This window comes from Streptomyces sp. NPDC002676, from assembly GCF_053592455.1.
The window spans coordinates 367,836-391,916 of sequence record NZ_JBSFVT010000003.1; the positions used below are offsets into that span (position 1 = coordinate 367,836).

Sequence of the window (24,081 nt, forward strand, 5' to 3'; positions counted from 1 at the left end):
AGTGATGGACGGCCGTCGGCGTAACCCGTACGAACTGACCGAGGAGACCCCGGTCTACGTCATCTCGGTGGCTGCCCAGCTCTCCGGACTCCACCCGCAGACGCTGCGCCAGTACGACCGCCTGGGTCTGGTCTCCCCGGACCGGACCGCCGGGCGGGGCCGCCGCTACTCGGCCCGCGACATCGAACTGCTCCGCCAGGTGCAGCAGTTGTCGCAGGACGAGGGCATCAACCTGGCCGGCATCAAGCGCATCATCGAACTGGAGAACCAGGTCGCCGCGCTCCAGTCCCGCGTCGCGGAGATGGAAGCGGCCCTGGACGGCGCGGCGGCGACGATGCGCCAGCGCGAGGCCGCCGTCCACGCCTCCTACCGCCGCGACCTGGTCCCGTACCAGGAGGTCCAGCAGACCAGCGCGCTGGTCGTGTGGCGGCCGAAGCGGCAGCAGTCCTCGGACTGACCCGCATGCCCAGCTGAGAGGGGCCCGGATTCCGGGCCCCTTTCGCGTGCTCGGGGTTTCACCTGCTCACGGCAGGAGGACGGCGTAGTCGTTGATCGTTCTCGTTCTCGTTCTCGCTCGAACGGGTGAACTGGAGTTGATTCCCCTGGTCAGCCGTACTGCTGTTCCAACCGTGATCCCGTTGCTTGTGCCCCGAGCACACCCAGCCCACACTTTGAGGAGGTGATGCCGCCATGACCGCTCTTGCGCACGAGAGGCCCGAGACCATGCCTGAGACCAGGACGGAGCCCGTGTCCTCGGCCGGCAACGGCCCCGAGCTGGACGAGGTCCTGTGGCAGGCGTGGAAGGCCATGGAACTCCCCGAGGGCTACCGTGCCGAGATCATCGAGGGAGCCATCGAGGTGTCGCCCACCCGTCGCCTGTCCCATGCGCAAATCGTCAACCGCCTGCGCAACGCACTGGTGCGGTTCCTCGGGGAGGGAGAGTACGCGGCGTTTCAGGACACCAACGTCATCCACCAGCGCAAGGGATGGATTCCTGATGTCCTTGTCGCCCCCGAAGACCTGGAGCCGCACGGCGACGAGGAGGAGCTGGGCGTGGCTGCGTCCGCTGTCTCCCTCATCGTCGAGGTCGTCTCGCCCGGCAAGCGCAACCAGGAGCGTGACCGCATCCGTAAGCGCCGCGAATACGCCCGCGCCGGTATCCCCGTTTACGTCATCATCGACGACCACGACAGCCACGGCACCGTCACCGTTCTCACCGAACCCGAGCCCGACAAGGCCGACTGGGTCGGAGTCCACCGCGTTCCTTACGGCACCGAAGTCACCATCCCCGAAGGTCCCGCCAAGGGTTTCGTGATCGGTGAGGCGATCACCGGTCCGAAGCGGGGCTGAAGCGGGGGCATACGGAGGCGAACGCGTTCCAGGTCACCCTGACACCCGGAAAGGTGTTAGTTGTACCGATCTTTGCCGCCCCATGGACTCCCCTTGAACGGAGGGCCCGTAAAGGGCGTTTGGATGGGGTTTCGCATCCCCTTCACAGGTGCAGCGGTGTGTGCTGTTGCGTACTCGTTAAGTAGTTCTCCTTGACGCCGCATGTGCCCCCCGCGTTGTCTTTTCAGACACCTGGGTCGCTTAAAGCCACCCACGTCCGCAACACACCTGAAGTGAGCCCCCGCATGCGTCGTATCGCCCTGACCGTGGCTGCATCCACGATGACCCTCTCCCTGGCCGGCTGCGGCATGCTCGACGCCTCGGGGGACGGCGCGAGCGCAAGCCCGTCGAAGGGGAACGACCTCACGCTGGGGCTGCTGCTGCCGGAGAAGGCGAACACCCGCTACGACAAGTTCGACTACCCCATCATCAGGGACAAGGTGGCCGAACTCACCCACAAGCAGGGCAAGGTGGAATACGAGAACGCGAACGCGGACGCCACCCGGCAGGCCGGCCAGCTGCAGCAGATGATCGACGACAAGGTCGACGCCATCCTGCTCGACGCGGTCGACTCGCACGCGATCGCCGGCGAGGTGAAGAAGGCGAAGGACGCGGGTATCCCGGTCATCGCCTACGACCGGCTCGCCGAGGGGCCGATCTCCGCGTACATCTCCTTCGACAACGAACTCGTCGGCGAGGTGCAGGCCCGCACCCTGCTGGAGGGGATGGGCCCGAACCACGACACCTCCGACAAGATCGTCATGGTGAACGGCTCGCCCACCGACCCGAACGCCAAGCAGTTCAAGCAGGGCGCGCTCTCCGAGCTGACCGGCAAGGTGCAGATCGCGAAGAGCTACGACACCGAGGAGTGGAAGCCGGAGAACGCCGAGGCCGAGATGACCGAGGCGATCGGCCTGATCGGCAAGAGCAACATCGCCGGCGTCTACGCCGCCAACGACGGCATGGCGGGCGGTGTCATCAAGGCCCTGAAGGCGGCCGGCGTCACCCACCTGCCCCCGATCACCGGCCAGGACGCCGAACTGGACGCGGTCCAGCGGGTCGTCGCCGGTGAGCAGTACATGAGCGTGTACAAGTCCTACCCGGACGAGGCCGAGGCCGCCGCCGAGATCGCCGTCGCCAAGGTCCAGGGCAAGGACATCAAGTTCGACGCCCTCACCCAGGACAGGGTCAACAGCCCGACCACCAAGAGCGTCCCGTCCAAGCTGGTCCAGGTGAACGCCCTGACCAAGAGCAAGATCAAGGAGACGGTGATCGCGGACGAGATCTACACCGTGAACCAGATCTGCACGGCGGCGTACAAGGCGGCCTGCGCGGCGATCGGGCTGAAGTAGCCGGGACCGCCGGAGGTTTGTCCCCGGCGGCGTACGGCGGGTCCCGGCCGGGCGGGGGATGCCCGGCCGGAACCGCCCCGGGTGTTCTGACCACCCGGGGGAAGCGGTAACAACGATGCCTCGGCGACGCTCGCCGCACCACCGTCATCTTGTTGCAGTGCGAGGTGCGGAGGCCGGACGATAACCGGACATAACCTTCGATTGTCGAGCCCCTGGCGTGGTGAGCCGTGTTGCGGACCCGGTCGGCGCCGCGCATAGTTGCGCTGCGGAAGTGGCAGCACACCGGGGGTGAAATGGGCGATGGCCGGGCACGGGGCGAAGCATCCACATGGTGCCGACCGACTGTGCGAGGCCGGGGATCGTGTGTATTCCCGGGCCGTTCGCCGCGGGCGCGTGCCGCGCACCGACGCCGATCCGGTGCCCTGTCTCCTTGAACTGGCGCTGCTGCACCCCGACCCCGACGACATGGACTGGCTGGTGCCGACCTCCCCGCAGGAGGTCATGACCCGGCTCCTGCGCGGGGTCTACGACGACGTCAGGGAGAGCCAGCGGCGGGTGGGCTCGGCCGTCGCCGCCTTCGAGTGGTACGCCGCGCTCGGGCAGCACCTGCAGACGCCGGCGGCGCCGGGCGGGGGCGCCGCGATCCGGGTCCTGGACGGACTCTCCCGTATCCAGGCGGCGATGGACGAGGCGACGCAGGCGTGCACCACGGAGGTGCTGACCGTGCAGCCCGGCGGCATCCGGCGGGAGGCCGAGCTGACCGAGGGCCTGCACCGGGCGCTGGCGCTGCGCGGCCGGGGCGTGCGCATGCGCGACCTGTACACGCATGTGGCGCGCCACGGCCAGGGTCTGCTCAACTACCTTGACCTGATGGGCGACGCGGTCGAGGCCCGCACCCTGGACGAGGTCATCGACCGCCTCATCCTCTTCGACCGCACGGTGGCCTTCATCCCGGCCAACGCCGAACGCTCGATGGCCCTGGAACTACGCCACCCGGCCCTGGTGGAGTACCTGGTCACGGTCTTCGAACGCCTCTGGCGCCTCGCGATCCCTCTCACCGCCGCGCTGCCCGACACCGGCATCGAGGGCATCTCACACCGCGAGCAGTCCATCGCCGCGCTGCTCGCCGAGGGCCACCAGGACGCGGTCATCGCCGAACGCCTGGGCATCAGCGTCCGCACCTGCCGCGCGCACATCGCCCGCCTGTCGGAAACCCTGGGCGCGGCGAGCCGTACGCAACTGGGGGTCCGCATAGCCCAGGTGGGCCTGGACGGCGCGGCCCGCTCCTCCGGCCCGAACGTGTTCGGCATCCCGGACCAGGGGTCCCCGAGCGTCCACTGACCGGCCCTACGTCTGCTCCTCCACGTCGAGGATCCCTGACTGCCCGATGAGGTACCCGAGTTGGGCGCGGCTCTCGCTGCCGAGGGTTTCGGCGAGTTTGGCGATGTGGACGCGGGCGGTGCGGATGTTCATGCCGAGGCGGTCGGCTATGACGGCGTCGGTGTGGCCTTCGATGAGGAGGGCGGCGATGGCTCTTTGGCGAGGGGTGATGCCGTTCGACGACGGCGGCGTCACCGCTATGGGGAACATGGGGGTGGCCAGGCGCCACAGCCGGTCGAAGGTTGTGACGAAGTACGTGATCAGCGCCGGATGCCGGACCTCCAAGGCCTGGGTGCCGTCGTCGTTCGCGGGGATGAGAGCGAGCCGGCGGTCGATGATGATGAGGCGGTGGGGCACCTCGTCAAGGCTGCGGGCCGCGATGTCACCCCTGAGCTGTTCGAACGAGGTGTACACCGTCGGCAGGTGCCGCAGAGTGTGCGGGTAGAGGGCACGAAGGCGGACACCGCGGTCGAGCAGCGCCTGGTCGCGGACGGAGGCGATGTCACGGGCGATGGCGCCGCGTCGGCCGGTGAGCCCGTTACGCGGCTGGATGGTCAGTACTTCCTGACTCGCCTCGTCCGTGGCTTCGGTGAGGGCCAGGTTGATGCGCTCGGTTCCGCTGAGGAGCCGCAGCATCGGGGTGTCCGTGCCGGCGACGGGGTCCGCTTCGATGTGCAGGAGTGGTTCGAACTGTTCCACCAGCTGGTCCTCGCGCCGGCGTTCGTCCGCGATGCGGGCGGCTGATGTGCGCAGCAGCCGATGCAGGGCGGCTGCGGGGGCGACCGGTTCGAGTCGGTCGGGGTCATGGAGCGCCGGGTGTAACAGGCCGAAGTCGATCAGGCAGCGGGCCTCGTCGGCGTCCGCGGAGCTTAAGTGTCCTTCCCGCAGAGCGCGTTCGTACAACTTCGTCCCCGAGGCGCAGAGTTCCTCGACGCCGTGCTCGGGGTGCGGTCTGGCCGCGGAAGTCACCCCGCGGCCCCCTGCTCCGGGACTGTGGTGTCCTTGTCGAGGATTCCGGACTGGGCGATGAGATAGCCGAGCTGGGCGCGGCTGCCGCTGCCCAGGGCCTGGGCCAGTTTGGCGATGTGGGCGCGGCAGGTGCGGACGTTCATGCCCAGGCGGCGGGCGATGGCCTCGTCGACGTGGCCTTCGACCAGGAGCTTGGCGATGGAGTGCTGGATTTCTGTGATGCCGTCGGAGGCGACTTCGTAGGGGCCGCCCATGCTGAGCGGAACTGCACGGCTCCACATGAACTCGAAGACCTTGATCAGATATCGGACCAGGCCTGGCTGGCGCAGTTCCAGGGCGACCTGCTGATCCTCGCGAATGGGGATGAAGGCCACGGCCTCGTCGCAAATGATGAGCCGCTCCACGAGTTCGTCGATGGTTCGGTACTCAGCCTTGCCGTCGGCGAGGTGTGCGGCGTATGCCAGCTTCTCCGGGCTGTACCGGGCGGTGTGCTGGTACAGGGTGCGGATGCGGACGCCGCGTTCGATGAGCGGCCTGTCCCGCTCCAGGCCCCGCTGCACGCTGCGTTCGGAGAGGCGATCGCTCGGCTGGATCGTGAGCACCTCGGTCTGGCACTGCTCGGTGGCGAGATTGAGTGCGGCGTTGATGCGGTCGCCGCCCTCCAGGATGGTGATCGAGTCGCTGCCCGCCATCGCCTGTGCGCCGAGTGTCATGAAAGGCTCGAAGGTGTCGGCGAGTTGGATCGACAGGCGCCGGCGCTCCGTGATCTCGCGCTCGATCGGGCTGAGTCGATGGGTCAAGGCGATTGCCGGGGGGACGGGACGCAGCCAGTCGGGGTCGTCCGGATCCGGCTGGAGCAGGGCAAACTCCATCAGGCAGGGAGCTTCCGTTGCATCGGAGCGGGCGATGCGTCCGGCGCGCAGAGCGGCGGCGTAGAGACTGCGGCCTTCCTCGCACAGCTCCGTCACCGCGTGGGGATGCGCCGCTTTCGCCCGGTTTGTTACCAAAACTCCACCCCCCAGGGTCCTGAACATGCAGGAACATGATGCACCGATTGTGTGGCCATGACGTGCCCGAATGAGCCATCGTCGTACCTGACGGGGGAATAGGGGACCTTCAAGTAAGGACGAAGCCGAACATGCGTAACAGAGTGCTTCGCTCGGTGCTTGCAGCCGCCTTCCCCGTCATGGCGATTGTCGGTGCGTGGAGCGGCTTTACCGAGGCGAAGGGTGACGTCCGTGCGAACACCTCGTGGCCGATCGTGACGACTGCTGCGAGCGAGGGCAACACCAATGGGCCTGTCTCGATGACCGATGGAGCCGGGAGTTGACGTGACCACTCCACCCGACGACCGCACCTTCCGACGCGAAATGGCCACCGCCTACCGCTCAGGCTGGCACTTCATCGACCTGGTCACCGCGATCCCCCACTCCGGTGACTCGTTGATGGTGACCGTGTTCGGCGAGCCGGTCGTCGTGACGCGGGACGAGGACGAGGACGTGCGGGCCTACCGGTGCCTGCGTAAGCCCCGTGGCGCGCCCCAGCCGGTGCGCTGTGCCGTTCGGTACGGCATGATCTTTGTGAACCTGGACCAACGGGACCACCGGATGGCAGAACCGGATGTCTCCGACGTAAGGACTATTTCGGCCACCCCCCGCAGTGCCTGACGCGATTCCCCCGTCGTAAAACATCGCTCAGGTGCTTCCCCCCGCAGCGGCGTCACCGTGACCTGAACACGGTGACGCCGCTGTCGTTTGCGGGGACATTTCAGGGTATGGGCGCGCTTTTACAGTGGCCGAAATCAGCCAGGTGTCGATTCCCGCTCAACCTCGCCCCAGTGCCCGCTCCACCGTGATCTCGATCACGACCCGTGAGGGATTCGGCGACGGCGTCCGCTCGTACCTTTCGGCGTACCGGCGCTCCGCCTCGGCCACCCGTTCCGGCTCGGTGCGGACCGCCGCCCGGCCCTCCAGCGTCGCCCAGCGCCGGCCGTCCACCTGGCATACGGCCACCCGGGCGCCCTCGGGGCCGGCCCCGGCCGCCAGCACATGGGCCACCTTCGCGCTCGACTTGTTCGTGATCACCCGGGCCAGCCGCGCCTCGGGGTCGTACGTCACCCCGACCGGCACCACGTGCGGGCTGCCGTCGGGACGGAGCGTCGTCAGCGTGCAGAGGTGACGCTCCCGCCAGAACGCGACATAGGCGTCGTCCGGGGCTGCTGGGTCTACCGCGTGCTTTGAGGACATGAGGGAAACCTAGCCCTCCACCGGCGTCGATCCAGCCTTGAGCGGAATAGGCTCAACTTTGTGTATGTTGGATATGGCAGTAGTGGACAGTGGGAGACGTGGCCGAGTAGGAGAGCGCGAACGTGGACGCCGAGCTGACCAACAGGAGCCGGGAAGCGATCAACGCGGCTAGCAGCCGGGCCGTGACCGAGGGGCACCCCGATCTCACGCCTGCCCATCTGCTCCTCGCCCTGCTCGCGGGGCAGGAGAACGAGAACATCACCGACCTGCTCGCCGCCGTCGACGCCGACCAGGCCGCCGTACGCTCCGGGGCGGAGAAGATCCTTGCCTCGCTGCCCAGCGTGACCGGGTCCACCGTCGCGCCGCCGCAGGCCAACCGCGATCTGCTCGCCGTCATCGCCGACGCCGGTGAACGCGCCAAGGACCTCGGTGATGAATATTTGTCCACCGAGCATCTCCTCATCGGCATCGCCGCCAAGGGCGGTCGCGCCGCCGAGGTGCTCCGGGCGCAGGGCGCCGACGCGAAGAAGTTGCAGGAGGCCTTCGACAAGGCCAGGGGAGGACGCCGCGTGACCACCGCCGACCCCGAGGGCCAGTACAAGGCCCTGGAGAAGTTCGGCACCGACTTCACCGCCGCCGCCCGTGAGGGCAGGCTCGACCCGGTCATCGGGCGGGATCAGGAGATTCGGCGGGTTGTGCAGGTGCTGAGCCGGAGGACGAAGAACAATCCCGTCCTCATCGGTGAGCCCGGCGTCGGCAAGACCGCCGTTGTCGAAGGGCTTGCCCAGCGGATCGTCAAAGGTGACGTGCCGGAGTCCCTCAAGAACAAGCGGCTCGTCGCGCTCGACCTCGGAGCCATGGTCGCCGGTGCCAAGTACCGCGGTGAGTTCGAGGAGCGGCTGAAGGCCGTGCTCGCCGAGATCAAGGAATCCGACGGGCAGATCATCACCTTCATCGACGAGCTGCACACCGTCGTGGGGGCCGGGGCCGGCGGCGACTCCGCCATGGATGCCGGGAACATGCTCAAGCCCATGCTCGCCCGTGGTGAGCTGCGTATGGTCGGTGCGACCACACTCGACGAGTACCGGGAGCGGATCGAGAAGGATCCCGCCCTGGAGCGGCGGTTCCAGCAGGTGCTGGTCGCCGAGCCCTCCGTCGAGGACACCGTCGCCATCCTGCGCGGGCTCAAGGGGCGGTACGAGGCCCACCACAAGGTCCAGATCGCCGACAGCGCGCTGGTCGCTGCCGCCACCCTCTCCGACCGGTACATCACCTCCCGCTTCCTGCCGGACAAGGCCATCGACCTCGTCGACGAAGCCGCCTCGCGGCTGCGCATGGAGATCGACTCCTCCCCCGTCGAGATCGACGAACTCCAGCGTGCCGTCGACCGCCTACGGATGGAGGAGCTGGCGATCGGCAAGGAGACCGACCCGGCCTCGCGCGAGCGGCTGGAGAAGCTGCGCCGCGACCTCGCCGACAAGGAGGAGGAACTGCGCGGGCTCACCGCCCGCTGGGAGAAGGAGAAGCAGTCCCTCAACCGGGTCGGCGAGCTGAAGGAGAAGCTGGACGAGCTGCGCGGGCAGGCCGAACGTGCCCAGCGCGACGGCGACTTCGACACCGCCGCCAAGCTGCTGTACGGCGAGATCCCCGGCGTGGAGAAGATGCTGGAAGTCGCCTCCGAGGCCGAGGAGGAGGTCGCCAGGGACACCATGGTCAAGGACGAGGTCGGTTCCGACGACATCGCCGACGTCGTCGGAGCCTGGACCGGCATCCCCGCCGGCCGCCTCCTGGAGGGCGAGACGCAGAAGCTGCTGCGGATGGAGGGGGAGATCGGCAAGCGGCTGATCGGGCAGAGCGAGGCCGTGCGGGCCGTCAGCGATGCCGTGCGGCGGTCCCGGGCCGGCATCGCCGACCCCGACCGGCCCACCGGGTCCTTCCTCTTCCTCGGGCCGACCGGCGTCGGCAAGACCGAACTCGCCAAGGCGCTCGCCGACTTCCTCTTCGACGACGAGCGGGCCATGGTCCGCATCGACATGTCGGAGTACGGCGAGAAGCACAGCGTGGCCCGGCTGGTCGGCGCGCCCCCCGGGTACGTCGGCTACGAGGAGGGCGGCCAGCTGACCGAGGCCGTACGGCGGCGGCCGTACAGCGTCGTCCTGCTGGACGAAGTCGAAAAGGCGCATCCCGAGGTCTTCGACATCCTCCTGCAGGTGCTGGACGACGGGCGGCTGACGGACGGGCAGGGGCGTACCGTCGACTTCCGCAACACCATCCTGGTGCTCACCTCCAACCTCGGCAGCCAGTTCCTGGTCGAGCCGACGACCACCGAGCACGAGAAGAAGGAGCAGGTCCTGGAGGTCGTACGGGCCTCCTTCAAGCCGGAGTTCCTCAACCGGCTCGACGACCTGGTGGTCTTCTCGGCCCTGAACAAGGACGAGCTGGCCCGGATCGCCCGGCTGCAGATCGACCGGCTGGCCAAGCGGCTGGCCGAACGCCGGCTCACCCTGGACGTCACCCCCGAGGCCCTGGCCTGGCTGGCGGACGAGGGCAACGATCCGGCCTATGGCGCCCGGCCTCTGCGCCGCCTCGTCCAGACGGCCATCGGTGACCGCCTCGCCAAGGAGATCCTCTCCGGCGAGGTCAAGGACGGCGACACGGTCCGCGTGGACCGCTTCGGGGAGGGGCTGATCGTGGGGGCGGCCACCGGGAAGACGCTGTAGACCCGCGGGAGCACTCGGCGAACGGGCTGGAACAGGGATTCTGGTACTCGCGTCGATGATCGGCCACCCAGCGGAGGCCGTCGGCTGAGCCGCTTGCCGGGGGTGGGGCAAGAGAGAGAGGGTGGGATGTACGTCTGGTCTCGCGAGAACCGGACGAGCCAGACGACCGCAGGAGTGTCCAAGTATGTCCATCGACCCGTCCTCGATTCCGAACTTCGGGGGCCAGCCCGAACCGCAGCCCCAGGGACCGGCCGGCCCCGTCGTCCCGGATCAGGACCTCGTGAAGCAGCTCCTCGACCAGATGGAGCTGAAGTACGTCGTCGACGAGGAGGGTGACCTCGCCGCGCCGTGGGAGCAGTTCCGCACGTACTTCATGTTCCGCGGGGAGGCCGAACAGGCGGTCTTCTCGGTGCGGACCTTCTACGACCGTCCCCACCCGATCAGCGCCAAGCCCGCGCTGCTGGAGGCCATCGACGACTGGAACCGGCGCACGCTGTGGCCGAAGATGTACACGCACACCCACGACGACGGCACCGTCCGCCTCATCGGTGAGGCGCAGATGCTGATCGGCACCGGTGTCGCGCTGGAGCACTTCGTCTCCTCCACGGTCAGCTGGGTGCGGGCCGCGATCGAGTTCGACAAGTGGCTCGTGGAGCAGCTCGGCCTGGAGGAGGAAGTCGACGACGCGGAGAAGCCCGAGGACGACGAAGAGTAAGCGCGTCCGGCCGGATCCGGGGGCGGCGGCCCCCGGACCGTGCTCGGCTGCGCCGCTTTTCTCAGCTGCGCCGCAGTCGTTCCGCCGCCTCCCGCAGGACCTCCTCCTTCTTGCAGAACGCGAACCGCACGAACGGCGCCCCGGCCTCCCGGTCGTCGTAGAACACCGCGTTCGGAATGGCCACCACGCCCGCGCGCTCCGGCAGGGCGCGGCAGAAGGCGAAGCCGTCCTTCTCGCCCAGGGGGCGGATGTCGGTGGTGATGAAGTAGGTGCCGGACGGCCGGAACACCTCGAAGCCCGCCTCGGTCAGGCCCTCGGCCAGGATGTCCCGGCGGGTGCGCATGTCCCGGCGGAACGTGTCGAAGTAGGCGTCGGGGAGGGCCAGCGCCTCGGCCACCGCGTACTGGAACGGGCCCGAGGAGACGTACGTCAGGAACTGCTTCGCCGAGCGGACCGCCGTCACCAGGCCCGGTGCGGCCGTCACCCAGCCGACCTTCCAGCCGGTGAAGGAGAAGGTCTTGCCGGCCGAGCCGATGGTCACCGTGCGTTCCCGCATCCCGGGGAAGGTGGCGAGCGGCACGTGCTCGGCGTCGTCGAAGACCAGGTGCTCGTAGACCTCGTCGGTGACCACCAGCAGGTCCCGTTCGACGGCCAGTTCCGCGATCGCGGCCAGCTCCGCGCGGGTGAGGACCGTGCCGGTGGGGTTGTGCGGGGTGTTGATCAGCAGCAGGCGGGTGCGGTCGGTGACCGCCGCGCGCAGCTCGTCCAGGTCGAGGCGGAAGCCGGCGCCGTTCCCGTCGGTGTGCGGGCGGAGCGTGACCGGTACGCGCCGGCCGCCCGCCATCGCGATGCTCGCCGCGTAGGAGTCGTAGTACGGCTCCAGCGCGATCACCTCGTCGCCGGGTTCGAGGAGGGCCAGCAGGGAGGCCGCGATCGCCTCCGTGGCGCCCGCCGTGACCAGGACCTCGGTGCCGGGGTCGTAGGAGAGGCCGTAGCGGCGCAGCTGGTGCTCCGCGATCGCGGTGCGCAGCTCGGGGATGCCCGGTCCCGGCGGGTACTGGTTGCCGCGCCCGTCGCGCAGCGCTCGTACGGCCGCCTCGCGGACCTCTTCGGGGCCGTCCGTGTCGGGGAAGCCCTGGCCCAGGTTGATCGACCCGGTCCGGACGGCGAGGGCGGACATCTCGGCGAAGATCGTCGTCCCGAACTCGGCGAGCCGGCGGTTGAGGTAGGGGCGCGCGGTGGAGGTCATGCGGGTCATCCTGCGCCCAAGCTCTGGACTTCCTCAACTGTGCTTTGCCCGCCGGACCGGCCGGGCATCTCCCGGTCACCAGCGGCAGGCGACTGGCGCGAGGCGCCCACGGGGGGCCGCTTCGGGGGAACGGAAAGAAGGTGACGCCATGGGCATCGTGCTGAGTGGGGCGGCGTTCTTGATCGTGTGCGCGGGGGCCATGGCCATCTCGGTGCGGCGCGACAAGCGCGCCAAGTGGCGGCGGTCGGCCCGGGGCGGGTACGGGTCGTCCGACGGGGGCGGCAGCTGGTGGGCCGCCACCGGCGACGGCGGCTCGTCGTCCGGGGGCCACCACTCCGGCGGGCACCACTCCGGCGGTCACCACTCCGGTGGCGGGCACTCGTGTGGCGGCCATTCGTCCTGTGGATCCTCGTGTGGCGGATCTTCGTGCGGCGGATCCTCGTGTGGCGGGGGCGGCTGCGGAGGCGGCAGTTGAGGGGCGCTCGGCGGCTTCCGCCCCGCGCCAGGCGTACGCCGTAGTTGAACAGTTGAGCTGTGGGGCCCTCTGAGGGATGGAAACCCGGCGAAGTTGGGTAAAAACGCTGTGGCGGCGCCACTGTTCATGATTCCCTCTAAGCCACTAAGCAGCCCTCGGACGCCCCGCAGACACCCCGTCCCGCCCGGGCCGGCTCGGCAGACCGGGCCGACATGGCACTTGCCCGGTGTCGACCGAGGTGCGCCGGACCACACCCCTCCTTGCGTGTTAGCGGAGCCGATCCATGCTCACGACCCTGAACACCTCCTACACCGATACGCGCGCTGCCGATCTGGCCTGGGCCCTCGGGCGCGAGCCGCTCCCCGCGCTGGCCACCCTCGACCTGGAACTGACCGGTGCCAAGCTGCAGTTGAGACTGCTCGGCGCATCCCACCAGGTCCTGCTGGACGAGGAGCGGGGCGGCTGTTCGGAGACGGTCGCGTGCATCCCCGGCTCCAGCACCCCGCTGCCGCTCGGCGTCGCCAAGCGCGTCGGGGACTGGGAGTACGAGTTCGCCGCCCGGGTGGAACTGCTCACGCCCGGCTGCTTCGCGGGCCGTGCCCAGGAGTTGCTGGCCCTCGTCTCCGACCACCCGCAAGGCCTCGCCGGGGTCTTCCCGGGCAGCCCGCACGCGTTCACGGCCATGCTGGCCCAGCGGCACGACGGCCAGGTGCAGTGGCGCACCTGGCACGCCTACCCGCAGGACGGCCAGTTGGTCGCGACCCGCACCCGGGTCGGCGTGCGCGTGGCGGTGGGTCAGGCGGGCTAGCGGAGCCTGTCCGGTTGATCACTCGCGGGCGGCATAAACCCAGAGACGTCAACTGCCGCTATTTCCACACGTGTGGGTGACCAAGCGTACTGCGCCTGTGACGTAACGTCGCAACGTGATCGAACCGCACGCCCCCGCGCCCCCGGGCGCCCCGCCCTGGACAGGCCCCGCCCGGCTGCCTGTCCGGCCCGGCACCGGGCGGTTCCTGGTCCTCGTGTGCGTCTTCGTCGTCGCGGCCTGCGGGCTCGTCTACGAACTCGAACTCGTCGCGTTCGCCTCGTACTTGATCGGCGACTCGGTCACCCAGTCCTCGGTCGTGCTGTCCGTGATGGTGTTCGCGATGGGCATCGGCTCGCTCGGCGCCAAGCGGCTGCGCTGGCACGCGGCGGCCGGATTCGGCGCGGTCGAGGCCGCCTTGGCGCTGGTCGGCGGATGCAGCGCGATGGCCCTGTACGCCGTCTTCGCCTGGACCGGCGGCTGGGGCGGGGTGTGGGCCGAGGGGCCGCGCTTCCTGCTGGTCGCCTTCTCCCTCGCCATCGGCCTGCTCATCGGCGCCGAAGTCCCCTTGCTGATGGAGCTGATCCAGCGCATCCGCCGCCAGGACGCGGGCGGCGCGGTCGCCGACCTGTTCGCCGCGGACTACGTTGGCGCGCTCGTCGGCGGCCTCGCCTTCCCCTTCCTGCTCCTGCCCGTCCTCGGCCAGTTGACCGGCGCGCTGCTCACCGGAGCGGTCAACGTCGTCGCCGGGGGCGCCCTGGTCCTCGGCCTGTTCCGGCGCGACCTGTCCCGCCGCGCCACCTGGACCCTGCTGCTCGTCGGCCTCACGGTCCTCGGCGTCCTCGCCTCCGCCGCCGCCCTCGCCGACGAGTTCGAGCGCGCCGCCCGGCACGCGGTCTACGGCAAGGACGTCCGCGTGGCCGTGCAGACCGGCGTCCAGGAGGTCGTCCTCACCGGCGGCACCGACGGCAAGCCGCTCGACCTGTTCCTGGACGGCCGGCTGCGCGTCGGCGGCCGGGACGAGCGCCGCTACCACGAGGGCCTGGTCCACCCGGCCCTGTCCGGCGGCCCGCACGCCCGCGTGCTGATCCTCGGCGGCGGAGACGGCCTCGCCGCCCGCGAGGTCCTGCGCCGCCCGGACGTGCGCCGCGTCGACGTCGTGGAACTCGACGCCGGCCTGATCCGCCTGGCCCGCCGCGACCCCGGCCTGTCCGCCCTCAACGGGCATGCGTACGACGACACGCGCGTCCACGTCACCACTGCGGACGCCCTCGGCCGGCTGCGGGGCGCGCCCGTGCGGTCGTACGACGTCGTGATCGCTGACCTCCCCGACCCCGGCATCACCGCCAGCACCAAGCTGTACTCCCAGGAGTTCTACGGCCTGGCCCGCCGCGTGCTCGCCCCCGGTGGCCGGCTGGTGGTGCACGCCGGGCCCCTCTCCACCCGGCCCCGGGTCTTCTGGACGGTCGACGCGACCCTCCGCGCGGCCGGCTTCGCCACGTCCCCGTACCGCGTCCTCGGCCAGGACTCCGGCTTCGCCCCGGGCCCCGACCGCTCCGCGGCCCCCACCCGCGCCCCCCACGACTGGGGCTTCCTCCTGGCCGCCCCGGGCCACACCCCGCCACCCCTGCGGCTCGACCCCCGGGGCCCGCGCCCGTACACGCTCACCCAGTCCGCGCTGACGGCGGACGGACTGGCGGCGCAGGGCACGCGGATCGGCGGGCTGGCGGCGTCGACGCTGGTGCATCCGCGGTACTGACGAGTCAGGACAGATCACCTGTTCACGTGAGGGTACGTTCGGGCCCCAGGTGGGTAGGGTCAGTCGACATGGAGCACCAGGTCTTCGTTCCGGTTTCCGGTGAGCGGCTCAGGGAGGCGCTGGCCGACCCCGTGCGCGTCGCCCGGGCGATCCCCGGGTTCCAGCAGGACGCGGGTGGCGAACCCGGCGCCGGGCGGCTGAAGTTGCGGGTCGGCGGGAACTCCGTCACCTACCGGGGCGCGGTGCGCGTCGCCGCCCGGGAGGACGGCACGTACGCCGTCGAGGGCGACGGGACCGAGGCCCGCGGCGCCGGCTCGGTCAAGCTCGCCCTGACCCTGCGCATCGACGAGGCCGAGGGCGGCTCCACCGTCACCGTCGAAGGCACGGCGGACGCGGACGGGCGCCTCGCGGAACTGCCGACGGAGGCGGTGACCTCGGCGGCGACCCGGCTGCTGAACCGCTTCGTGGAGGGGCTGGCGGACGGACCGAAGGAGTCGCACGACGCGCCCGAGCCCGAGTCCGCACCCGACCACGTCTCCGTCTTCGACACCGAGATCCCCCCGTCCTCCCTGGAACCCGACGCCGACACCGACGCCGACGACCGTCGCTCCGGCAACTTCGCCGACGCCGATGAACCCCCCGCCGAGGCCGCGCACGCGCGCCGCACGATGATCGGCCGCAGCGCGGAGGAGGTGGACCACGCCCCGCCGCGTGGCCGCTACGCCCCCGTACCGGCCCCCCAGACGGTCGGCACGAACCCGGCCCTGCGCTGGGCGGCCCCGGCGGCGCTGGCCCTGGCATCGGCGATCGTCGTCGCACGGGCGCTGCGCAAACGGCGTTAGCGATCGCCTGTACTGCGGACGCCCTCCTGATCACCCCAGTAGGGTCGTCCCGTGAGCAACGAAGACATCACGCTGACCGCGGGCGACGCGGAGGTGAGCGTGCGCCCCGGCAACGGCGGCCGTATCGGTGGGCTGCGGATCGGCGGAGTGGAGCTGCTGCGGCAGGGGGAGCGCTACGGCTGTTTCCCGATGGTTCCCTGGTGCGGCCGGATCCGGGACGGCCGGTTCCTGGACGGCGGCACGATCCGCCAGATGCCCGTCAACTCCCCGCCGCACGCCATCCACGGCACCGCCCGTGACGGCGCCTGGCGCACCGCGCGCGTCGCGGAGAACGAGGCGGTGATCACGTACGACCTGGTCGACCCCTGGCCGCACCCCGGCCGCATCACCCAGGTCGTCACGCTCACCGAGGACAGCCTGACGCTGACCATGTCCGTGGAGGCACAGGACGACTCCTTCCCGGCGCAGATCGGCTGGCACCCGTGGTTCAACCGGAACCTCGGCGGCGAGGACGTACGGCTGGACTTCGAGCCCGGCTGGCAGGAGGAGCGCGGGGACGACCATCTGCCGACCGGCAAGCGCATCGACCCCCGGCCCGGCCCCTGGGACGACTGCTTCGGCATGCCCGGCGGGGTCGACGTCACCCTCACCTGGCCCGGCCAGCTGGAGCTGAAGGTGGCGAGCCGCGAGGAGTGGGTGGTCGTCTACGACGAGCAGGCCGAGGCCGTCTGCGTGGAGCCGCAGACCGGGCCGCCCAACGGGCTGAACACCCTTCCGCGCCTGGTCACACCGCTGGACCCGCTGGAGGCGACGACGACCTGGAGCTGGCGGCGCAACTAAGCTGTTCGGCATGACGGACGTACGCGGCGCGCTGCTGCAGCAGATCAAGGACAAGGCCGTGGTGCACGGCAAGGTGACCCTGTCGTCGGGCAAGGAAGCCGACTACTACATCGACCTTCGCCGGATCACGCTGGACGGCGAGGCCGCGCCGCTGGTCGGTCAGGTCATGCTCGACCTGACCGACGAGCTGGACTTCGAGGCCGTCGGCGGCCTCACCCTGGGCGCCGACCCGGTGGCCACCGCGATGCTGCACGCCTCCGCCGCGCGCGGGAAGACGCTGGACGCCTTCGTGGTCCGCAAGGCGGGCAAGGCGCACGGCCTGCAGCGCCGGATCGAGGGCGCCGAGGTCAAGGGCCGCCGGGTGCTGGCGGTCGAGGACACCTCCACCACCGGCGGCTCCGTGCTGACCGCCGTGGAGGCGCTGCGCGAGGCCGGCGCGGAGGTCGTCGCCGTCGCCACGATCGTGGACCGGGCGACCGGCGCGGCCGAGGCGATCGCCGAGCAGGCGGGCGTGCCGTACGTGTTCGCCTTCTCGAAGGATGAACTGGGTCTGGACTGACACGCCGGTTTGACCTGGACTTGGCCGGGGGGTCGACCATCACCCCATATCTGGAAAGATGGCGGCGACGATGACGTCACCCCCCAGGTCCAGGTGACGATGACGTCATCCTCAGGTCTAGGTCAGGGCCGTAAAGCAGTAATCCGACCCCGCACACTCAAGGAGCGGACAGATGCCCATCGCAACCCCCGAGGTCTACAACGAGATGCTCGACCGGGCGAAGGCAGGCAAGTTCGCCTACCCGGCCATCAACGTCACCTCGTCCCAGACCCTGAACGCGGCACTGCGCGGCTTCGCCGAGGCGGAGAGCGACGGCATCGTCCAGATCTCCACGGGTGGTGCGGAGTTCCTCGGCGGCCAGTACAGCAAGGACATGGTGACCGGCGCGGTCGCGCTCGCGGAGTACGCGCACATCCTCGCCGAGAAGTACCCGGTCAACATCGCGCTGCACACCGACCACTGCCCGAAGGACAAGCTCGACGGGTACGTACGCCCGCTGCTCGCGCTGTCCGAGGAGCGCGTGAAGGCCGGCCGCAACCCGCTGTTCCAGTCGCACATGTGGGACGGCTCCGCCGAGACCCTCGCCGACAACCTGGCCATCGCCCAGGAGCTGCTGGAGCAGGCCCGCCGCGCCAACATCATCCTCGAGGTCGAGATCACCCCGACCGGCGGCGAGGAGGACGGCGTCACCCACGAGATCAACGACGAGCTGTACACCACGGTCGAGGACGCGATCCGCACCGCCGAGGCCCTCGGCCTGGGCGAGAAGGGCCGCTACCTGCTGGCCGCCTCCTTCGGCAACGTGCACGGCGTGTACAAGCCGGGCAACGTCGTGCTCCGCCCCGACCTGCTGAAGGAGCTGAACGACGGCGTCGCCGCCAAGTTCGGCAAGCAGTCCCCGTTCGACTTCGTCTTCCACGGCGGCTCCGGCTCCACCGAGCAGGAGATCCTGACCGCGCTGGAGAACGGCGTCGTGAAGATGAACCTCGACACGGACACCCAGTACGCGTTCACCCGCCCGGTCGCCGCGCACATGTTCCAGAACTACGACGGCGTCCTGAAGGTCGACGGCGAGGTCGGCAACAAGAAGGCCTACGACCCGCGCACCTGGGGCAAGCTGGCCGAGGCGAGCATGGCCGCGCGTGTCGTCGAGGCCACGAAGAACCTGCGCTCGGCGGGTAACAAGATCAAGTAAGGCGTCGTACGACGTCTCGCGGGCCCGGTGACTGTCGACGTCGCCGGGCCCGCTGTATACCTGGAGCCATGCCCGACATGCCTGGAGCCATGCCCGACGTCCGGCTGGCCTCCCCCCAGGGCAAGTGGATCCTGCTGACCACGGTCCTCGGGTCCAGCATGGCGATGCTGGACTCGACCGTCGTCAACGTGGCGCTCCCGCACATCGGCCGCGACCTGGGCGCGAGCCTGACCGCCCTCCAGTGGACGGTCAACGCGTACATGGTCACGCTGGCCGGGCTGATCCTGCTGGGCGGTTCGCTGGGGGACCGCTACGGGCGGCGCAGGATCTTCGTGCTGGGCGTCGTCTGGTTCGCCGCCGCGTCGCTGCTCTGCGGCCTGGCCCCGACCTCCGGCGTCCTCATCGCCGCCCGCGCGCTCCAGGGCATCGGCGGTGCGCTGCTCACCCCCGGCTCCCTCGCGCTCATCCAGGCCTCCTTCCACCCCGACGACCGGAGCCGGGCGGTCGGCCTGTGGTCCGGCTTCGGCGGCATCGGGGCGGCCGTCGGCCCGTTCCTGGGCGGCTGGCTGGTGGACGGCCCCGGCTGGCGCTGGGTGTTCCTGCTGAACGTGCCGCTGGCCGTACTGTGCGTGCCGGTCGCCCTGCGGCACGTCCCCGAGTCCGCCGACCCCCGCGCCCACGGCCGTTTCGACGTGCTCGGCGCCGCCCTCGGCGCCCTGGCGCTCGCCCTGCTGACGTACGCCCTGATCGAGGCCCGCGGCGGCTCCCTGGCGGTCGCGGTGACCGCGCTGGCGGGCCTGGCCGCGGCGGTGGCGTTCGTCGTCGTCGAGCGGCGCCGCCCGGATCCGATGCTGCCGCCGGACATCTTCGCCTCGCGCCAGTTCACCGCGGTCAACCTGGTCACGCTGTGCGTGTACGCGGCCTTCGGCGGCTTCTTCTTCCTCACCGCGCTCCAGCTCCAGGTGGTGGCGGGCTACTCGGCCCTGGCCGCCGGTACGGCCCTGCTGCCGACCACGGCCCTGATGCTGCTGTTCTCCTCCCGCTCGGGCGCCCTGGCCGACCGGACCGGCCCTCGCCTGCCGCTCACCGTCGGCCCACTGCTGTGCGCCGTGGCGCTGCTCTTGATGCTCCGCGTGGGGCCGCACGCGCACTACCTGGCGGACGTCCTGCCCGCCCTGCTGGTGATGGGCGCGGGCATGGTCATCCTGGTCGCGCCCCTGACGGCGACGGTCCTCGCCTCGGTGGACACCGCCCGCGCGGGCCTGGCCAGCGGCATCAACAACGCGGCGGCGCGGGCGGCGGGCCTGATCGCGGTCGCCGCGCTGCCGCTGCTGGCGGGCATGGGCCCGGAGGCGTACCGCTCGCCGGGCGCCTTCGACGCGGCGTTCCGGCGGGCGATGCCGATCTGCGCGGGCGTGCTGGTGGTGGGGGCGGCGCTGGCCTTCACTCTGGTCCGCCGCCCGGGTCCGGGCTGCCGCAAGCCCGAGTGCCAGAGGCACGGCTGCGTGACGCACCCACCGCTGGAGGGGACCACGCCGGCGGAGGCGACCACGGCTTCCAGCGCTGGTCGAGCCGAGTGACGTGCCGTGGCCGTGGAGCTGGACGCCGACGCCGTTCCAGCCGGTGCCGCAGGTGCCGCGACCGTTACCGATCAAGCGCAATGCAGCAGACTGGTGCCATGACGATGCACGAGAACCTTCTCGGGGGCCCGCCCCCGACCCACCTCCCCGACGACCCGGAGCCCCGCGAGCTGCTCGCGGGCGGTACGGCACCGGCCGATGTGGCCGCCAAGTACCCCACGTCGTCCCTCGCCTGGGCCCAGCTGGCCGACGACGCGTTCGAGCGGGGCGCGGTCGTGGAGTCGTACGCGTACGCCCGTACGGGCTACCACCGCGGCCTGGACGCCCTGCGGCGCAACGGCTGGAAGGGGCACGGCCCGGTGCCCTGGGAGCACGAGCCCAACCGTGGCTTCCTGCGCGCCCTGCACGCCCTCGCCCGCGCCGCGCAGGCGATCGGCGAGCAGGAGGAGTACGAGCGCTGCACGCAGTTCCTGAAGGACTCCTCGCAGACGGCGGCCCAGACCCTGGGCTGACCCCTGCGGGAGCCGTACGGGATTCACCGGTGTGGCCCGTCTGGCACCAGACGGGCCTTGCCGCGCGGGGGGTGATCGCGGAGGATGCGATTGGGGACCGGGGCCCCCGTGCCGGCATCGGCAGGGGCGGACCGCTACCCGGAGCAACAGCAGGAGACAGCGATGTCCCAACAGGCTCATAGGTCCTTGGAGACTCAGGAGCCCGAGACCCCGCATCTCGACTTCGCGGGTACGACGCCGTACGAGGACTACGTCAAGGCGGACGTGCTCACCCACCTCCAGCACACCCTCTCCGACGACCCCGGAGAGATGGTCTTCCTGGTGACGACCCAGGTCATGGAGCTGTGGTTCACGGTCATCGTGCACGAGTGGGAGACCGCGGCACGCGCCCTGCGCGAGGAGCGGGTGCCGGTGGCGATCGACGCGCTGAAGCGTTCCGTACGGGAGCTGGAGGCGCTGAACGCCTCCTGGAAGCCGCTCGGCCAGCTGACCCCGGCGCAGTTCAACGCGTACCGCTCCGCCCTCGGCGAGGGCTCCGGCTTCCAGTCGGCGATGTACCGGCGCCTGGAGTTCCTGCTCGGCGAGAAGTCCGCGTCCATGCTCGTCCCGCACCGCGGTGCCCCCCGCGTCCACGCGGAACTGGAGAAGGCGCTGCACGAGCCGAGCCTGTACGACGAGGTCGTACGGCTCCTCGCCCGGCGCGGGCACGCGATCCCCGCGGACGTGCTGAACCGGGACCTGACCCAGCGCTACGAGCCCTCCGACGCCGTCGAGGCGGCCTGGGCGGAGATCTACTCCGGCGACCAGAACGCCGAACTCGCCCGTCTCGGCGAAGCGTTGTCGGACGTGGCCGAACTGGTGTGGCGCTGGCGCAACGACCACCTGGTCGCCACCCGCCGCGCGATGGGCGCCAAGCCCGGCACGGGCGGCTCGGCGGGCGTGGCCTGGCTGGAGAAGCGCGCCCGCAAGAACGTGTTCCCGGAGCTGTGGACGGCGAGGTCGCATGTCTGAGTTCGCGTTGCGTGCGGAGAAGCTGGACGCGGCGGACGAACTGGCCCCGCTGCGCTCCCGTTTCGTCCTGGACACCGTGTCCGGTCATGCGGCCGGCTCCGCGGGCGTCTACCTGGACGGGAACTCGCTCGGCGCCCTGCCGGCGAACGTGCCGGGCCGGGTCGAGGACGTCGTCCGCAGACAGTGGGGCGAACTGCGCATCCGCTCCTGGGAGGAGAGCGGCTGGTGGACGGCGCCGGAGCGGATCGGCGACCGGATCGCCCCGCTGGTCGGCGCGGCACCGGGCCAGATCGTTGTCGGCGACTCCACGAGTGTCAATGTGTTCAAGGCGGTTGTGGCAGCCGTTCGCATGGCGGGCGAGGGCCGGGACGAGATCCTGGTGGACGCGACGACGTTCCCCACGGACGGCTACATCGCCGAGTCGGCCGCCCGCCTGACCGGCCGCACGCTGCGCGCGGTCACCCCGGCGCAGGTGCCGGACGCGCTCAGCGGGCGCACGGCGGCGGTGCTGCTCAACCACGTCGACTACCGCACCGGCCGCCTGCACGACCTGCCGTCCCTGACGGCCGCGGTGCACGCGGCGGGCGCGTACGCCGTCTGGGACCTGTGCCACAGCGCGGGCGCCCTGCCGGTGGGGCTGGACGAGCACGGGGTCGACCTGGCGGTCGGCTGCACCTACAAGTACCTGAACGGCGGCCCCGGTTCGCCGGCGTACCTGTACGTGCGGCACGAGCTGCAGGACCGCTTCGACTCCCCGCTGCCCGGCTGGAACTCGCACACCGACCCGTTCGGCATGAGCCCGTCGTACGCCCCGGCACCGGGCGCCCTGCGCGGCCGGGTCGGTACCCCGGACATCCTCTCCATGCTGGCCCTGGAGGCGGCCCTGGAGGTCTGGGACGAGGTCTCGGTCGCCGCGGTCCGGGCGAAGTCCCTGGCCCTGACCGACTTCTTCCTGGAGTGCGTGGCGGCGTACACCGAGCCCGGCCGGGTCGAGTCGGTCACCCCGGAGCGCCACGAGGAACGCGGCAGCCAGGTCGCGCTGCGCTGCCCGGACGCCGGTGAGGTGATGAAACGCCTGATCGCGAGGGGTGTGGTGGGCGACTTCCGCCACCCGGACGTGCTCCGCTTCGGGTTCACGCCGCTGTACGTGAGCTTTGGGGACGTGGAGCGGGCGGCGCGGGTGCTGGGAGAGGTGCTGGGCTAGGCCGACAGGGCCTGGCGGAGAGGCTGGGGCTGGGCGGGGCGGCGACGGCTCCTGCCCGGCCCCTGCCGCACAACGGGCCACAGAACCGTTTCCCCTCACCCTGCGTGACATCCCCATGTTGCCGCACGTCACCGGCCTGATACCGTCCCCGCCAACGGTCGACGAAGAATCGCCAAACCCGTTCCATCGCTGAGAGGTTGGAGCATGCCGGACGACGCCGCAGCAGCCCGCGCCGCCGCCGAGGAGGAGTCTGCCTTCTCGCACCCCCCGGTAGACCCCGACGTCAGCGCCACGTACGGCGACCACCCCGACCAGGTGATCGACTTCTACGCCCCCCGCACCGGCCCGGACTCCCCGCTCGCCCCCGATTCCCTCGCCCCGCTGGTCGTGCTCCTGCACGGCGGCGCCTGGCGCGCCCGCTACGACCGCCGCCACATCACCCCGTTCGCGGACTACCTGTCCCACAGGGGCTTCGCGGTGGCCAACATGGAGTACCGGCGGGGCGGCGGCCCCATCCCGGAGCAGAGCAAGGGGGCCGAAGGGGACGAGGGCACCCCGCTCGCGGGCCGCTGGCCGGACACCTTCGACGACGTCGCCGCCGCCCTGGACGCCCTGCCCGGCCTGGTCCGCGAGGCGCTCCCGCAGGCCGACCCGCGCCGCACGGTGCTCACCGGCCACTCGGCGGGCGGCCACCTGGCCCTGTGGGCGGCGGCCCGGCACGTCCTGCCCGCCGACGCCCCCTGGCGCACCGACCGTCCGACCCCGCTGCGGGGCGTGGTCGCGCTGGCGCCGATCGCGGACTTCGAGGTGGCGGAGAAGCTGGACGTCTGCGGCAACGCCGCACTGCAACTCCTGGGCGGAAAAGGGCACTTCGCCGAACGCCGGCCGTACGCGGACCCGGTCCTCCTGCTCCCCACGGGCATCGCCACGACGCTGGTCCAGGGCCGCTGCGACCTGGTGGTGCCGCAGGCGGTGGCCGAGGCGTACGCGGACGCGGCGGCGAAGGCGGGGGAGCTGGCGGGCCTGACCCTGCTGCAGGACGTGGGCCACTTCCCGCTGATCGACCCGGCGGCGGACGCGTGCGCGGTGGTGGCGGAGGAGATCGCGCAACTGGCGTGGTGAGGGCCGGGGTTCGCCCCTTCCGGGGCGGCCCCGGTCATACCCGTAGTACCTGAGAGCTACGCGCCAGAACAGCTCCCTGGTGGGACGCGAACGACACGCCCCGATTTCTAACTTCCTTGTCAGTGCAGCCCGATGGCCGGGCGAACTGAGAGGAAGC

22 protein-coding genes are annotated in these 24,081 nt (G+C 70.7%); 18 read left to right on the forward strand and 4 right to left on the reverse strand.

Features of this window, described 5'->3' with window-relative positions; genetic code table 11:
• Positions 1–4 precede the first annotated feature (4 nt).
• The 4 genes from ACWD3E_RS12000 to ACWD3E_RS12015 all read left to right on the forward strand — a co-directional run bounded on the left by ACWD3E_RS12000 (position 5) and on the right by ACWD3E_RS12015 (position 4,082).
• Positions 5–457: a heat shock protein transcriptional repressor HspR gene (locus tag ACWD3E_RS12000; RefSeq protein ID WP_451387416.1), complete on the forward strand. Its 453-nt coding sequence runs from the start codon at positions 5–7 to the stop codon at positions 455–457.
• A 233-nt stretch (positions 458–690) separates the two neighbouring features.
• Positions 691–1,350 (forward strand): Uma2 family endonuclease, encoded by a 660-nt coding sequence (locus ACWD3E_RS12005; protein ID WP_451387417.1) that lies wholly within the window; start codon positions 691–693, stop codon positions 1,348–1,350.
• Between the two features lie 284 nt (positions 1,351–1,634).
• On the forward strand, positions 1,635–2,741 hold the full coding sequence (locus ACWD3E_RS12010; RefSeq protein WP_451387418.1) for a sugar ABC transporter substrate-binding protein: 1,107 nt from the start codon (positions 1,635–1,637) through the stop codon (positions 2,739–2,741).
• Positions 2,742–3,041: 300 nt separating this feature from the next.
• Positions 3,042–4,082, forward strand: coding sequence for a LuxR C-terminal-related transcriptional regulator (locus ACWD3E_RS12015; RefSeq protein ID WP_451387419.1), 1,041 nt, complete (start codon positions 3,042–3,044; stop codon positions 4,080–4,082).
• A 6-nt stretch (positions 4,083–4,088) separates the two neighbouring features.
• On the opposite strand, the gene ACWD3E_RS12020 is transcribed toward ACWD3E_RS12015, so the two are convergent.
• Together ACWD3E_RS12020 and ACWD3E_RS12025 are read right to left on the reverse strand one after the other, a co-directional pair.
• Complete coding sequence (locus ACWD3E_RS12020) at positions 4,089–5,090, reverse strand: helix-turn-helix transcriptional regulator (protein WP_451387420.1); 1,002 nt, start codon at positions 5,088–5,090, stop codon at positions 4,089–4,091.
• Positions 5,087–6,124, reverse strand: a complete 1,038-nt coding sequence (locus ACWD3E_RS12025; protein ID WP_451387421.1) for a helix-turn-helix transcriptional regulator — start codon at positions 6,122–6,124, stop codon at positions 5,087–5,089. The genes ACWD3E_RS12020 and ACWD3E_RS12025 overlap by 4 nt, the downstream gene beginning before the upstream one ends.
• A gap of 336 nt (positions 6,125–6,460) precedes the next feature.
• On the opposite strand from ACWD3E_RS12025, the gene ACWD3E_RS12030 reads away from it, so the two are divergent.
• Positions 6,461–6,757: a (2Fe-2S)-binding protein gene (locus ACWD3E_RS12030; RefSeq protein WP_451387661.1), complete on the forward strand. Its 297-nt coding sequence runs from the start codon at positions 6,461–6,463 to the stop codon at positions 6,755–6,757.
• Between the two features lie 156 nt (positions 6,758–6,913).
• Here ACWD3E_RS12030 and ACWD3E_RS12035 read toward each other — a convergent pair whose 3' ends face one another.
• The gene (locus ACWD3E_RS12035; RefSeq protein WP_451387422.1) at positions 6,914–7,336 is read right to left on the reverse strand and encodes a pyridoxamine 5'-phosphate oxidase family protein; all 423 of its coding nucleotides are present in this window, start codon (positions 7,334–7,336) and stop codon (positions 6,914–6,916) included.
• A gap of 122 nt (positions 7,337–7,458) precedes the next feature.
• Between ACWD3E_RS12035 and clpB the strand changes: the two genes are divergently transcribed.
• Positions 7,459–10,056: an ATP-dependent chaperone ClpB gene (gene clpB, locus ACWD3E_RS12040; RefSeq protein WP_451387423.1), complete on the forward strand. Its 2,598-nt coding sequence runs from the start codon at positions 7,459–7,461 to the stop codon at positions 10,054–10,056.
• Between the two features lie 184 nt (positions 10,057–10,240).
• Positions 10,241–10,771, forward strand: coding sequence for a YbjN domain-containing protein (locus ACWD3E_RS12045; RefSeq protein ID WP_451387424.1), 531 nt, complete (start codon positions 10,241–10,243; stop codon positions 10,769–10,771).
• 61 nt (positions 10,772–10,832) lie between these two features.
• On the opposite strand, the gene ACWD3E_RS12050 is transcribed toward ACWD3E_RS12045, so the two are convergent.
• A complete protein-coding gene (locus tag ACWD3E_RS12050; protein WP_451387425.1) occupies positions 10,833–12,029 on the reverse strand; it encodes a pyridoxal phosphate-dependent aminotransferase in 1,197 nt (398 codons plus the stop codon).
• A 749-nt stretch (positions 12,030–12,778) separates the two neighbouring features.
• Between ACWD3E_RS12050 and ACWD3E_RS12055 the strand changes: the two genes are divergently transcribed.
• From ACWD3E_RS12055 to ACWD3E_RS12105, 11 genes are all read left to right on the forward strand, one after another.
• Positions 12,779–13,303, forward strand: coding sequence for a DUF2617 family protein (locus ACWD3E_RS12055; RefSeq protein ID WP_451387426.1), 525 nt, complete (start codon positions 12,779–12,781; stop codon positions 13,301–13,303).
• Positions 13,304–13,418: 115 nt separating this feature from the next.
• Positions 13,419–15,059: a polyamine aminopropyltransferase gene (locus tag ACWD3E_RS12060; protein ID WP_451387427.1), complete on the forward strand. Its 1,641-nt coding sequence runs from the start codon at positions 13,419–13,421 to the stop codon at positions 15,057–15,059.
• Between the two features lie 68 nt (positions 15,060–15,127).
• Positions 15,128–15,901 (forward strand): SRPBCC domain-containing protein, encoded by a 774-nt coding sequence (locus ACWD3E_RS12065; protein ID WP_451387428.1) that lies wholly within the window; start codon positions 15,128–15,130, stop codon positions 15,899–15,901.
• Between the two features lie 51 nt (positions 15,902–15,952).
• Positions 15,953–16,741, forward strand: a complete 789-nt coding sequence (locus ACWD3E_RS12070) for an aldose epimerase family protein (RefSeq protein WP_451387429.1) — start codon at positions 15,953–15,955, stop codon at positions 16,739–16,741.
• Positions 16,742–16,751: 10 nt separating this feature from the next.
• Positions 16,752–17,300: an orotate phosphoribosyltransferase gene (gene pyrE, locus ACWD3E_RS12075; protein ID WP_451387430.1), complete on the forward strand. Its 549-nt coding sequence runs from the start codon at positions 16,752–16,754 to the stop codon at positions 17,298–17,300.
• Positions 17,301–17,472: 172 nt separating this feature from the next.
• On the forward strand, positions 17,473–18,495 hold the full coding sequence (gene fbaA / locus ACWD3E_RS12080) for a class II fructose-bisphosphate aldolase (RefSeq protein WP_451387431.1): 1,023 nt from the start codon (positions 17,473–17,475) through the stop codon (positions 18,493–18,495).
• An 89-nt stretch (positions 18,496–18,584) separates the two neighbouring features.
• Entirely contained in the window at positions 18,585–20,075 is a 1,491-nt protein-coding gene (locus tag ACWD3E_RS12085) for an MFS transporter (RefSeq protein ID WP_451387662.1), read from the forward strand.
• A 98-nt stretch (positions 20,076–20,173) separates the two neighbouring features.
• Complete coding sequence (locus ACWD3E_RS12090; RefSeq protein WP_451387432.1) at positions 20,174–20,587, forward strand: DUF3151 domain-containing protein; 414 nt, start codon at positions 20,174–20,176, stop codon at positions 20,585–20,587.
• Between the two features lie 162 nt (positions 20,588–20,749).
• Entirely contained in the window at positions 20,750–21,598 is an 849-nt protein-coding gene (locus ACWD3E_RS12095; protein ID WP_451387433.1) for a tryptophan 2,3-dioxygenase family protein, read from the forward strand.
• Positions 21,591–22,802, forward strand: a complete 1,212-nt coding sequence (kynU, locus tag ACWD3E_RS12100; RefSeq protein ID WP_451387434.1) for a kynureninase — start codon at positions 21,591–21,593, stop codon at positions 22,800–22,802. The genes ACWD3E_RS12095 and kynU overlap by 8 nt, the downstream gene beginning before the upstream one ends.
• 204 nt (positions 22,803–23,006) lie before the next feature.
• On the forward strand, positions 23,007–23,924 hold the full coding sequence (locus ACWD3E_RS12105) for an alpha/beta hydrolase (RefSeq protein WP_451387435.1): 918 nt from the start codon (positions 23,007–23,009) through the stop codon (positions 23,922–23,924).
• Positions 23,925–24,081: the final 157 nt, after the last annotated feature.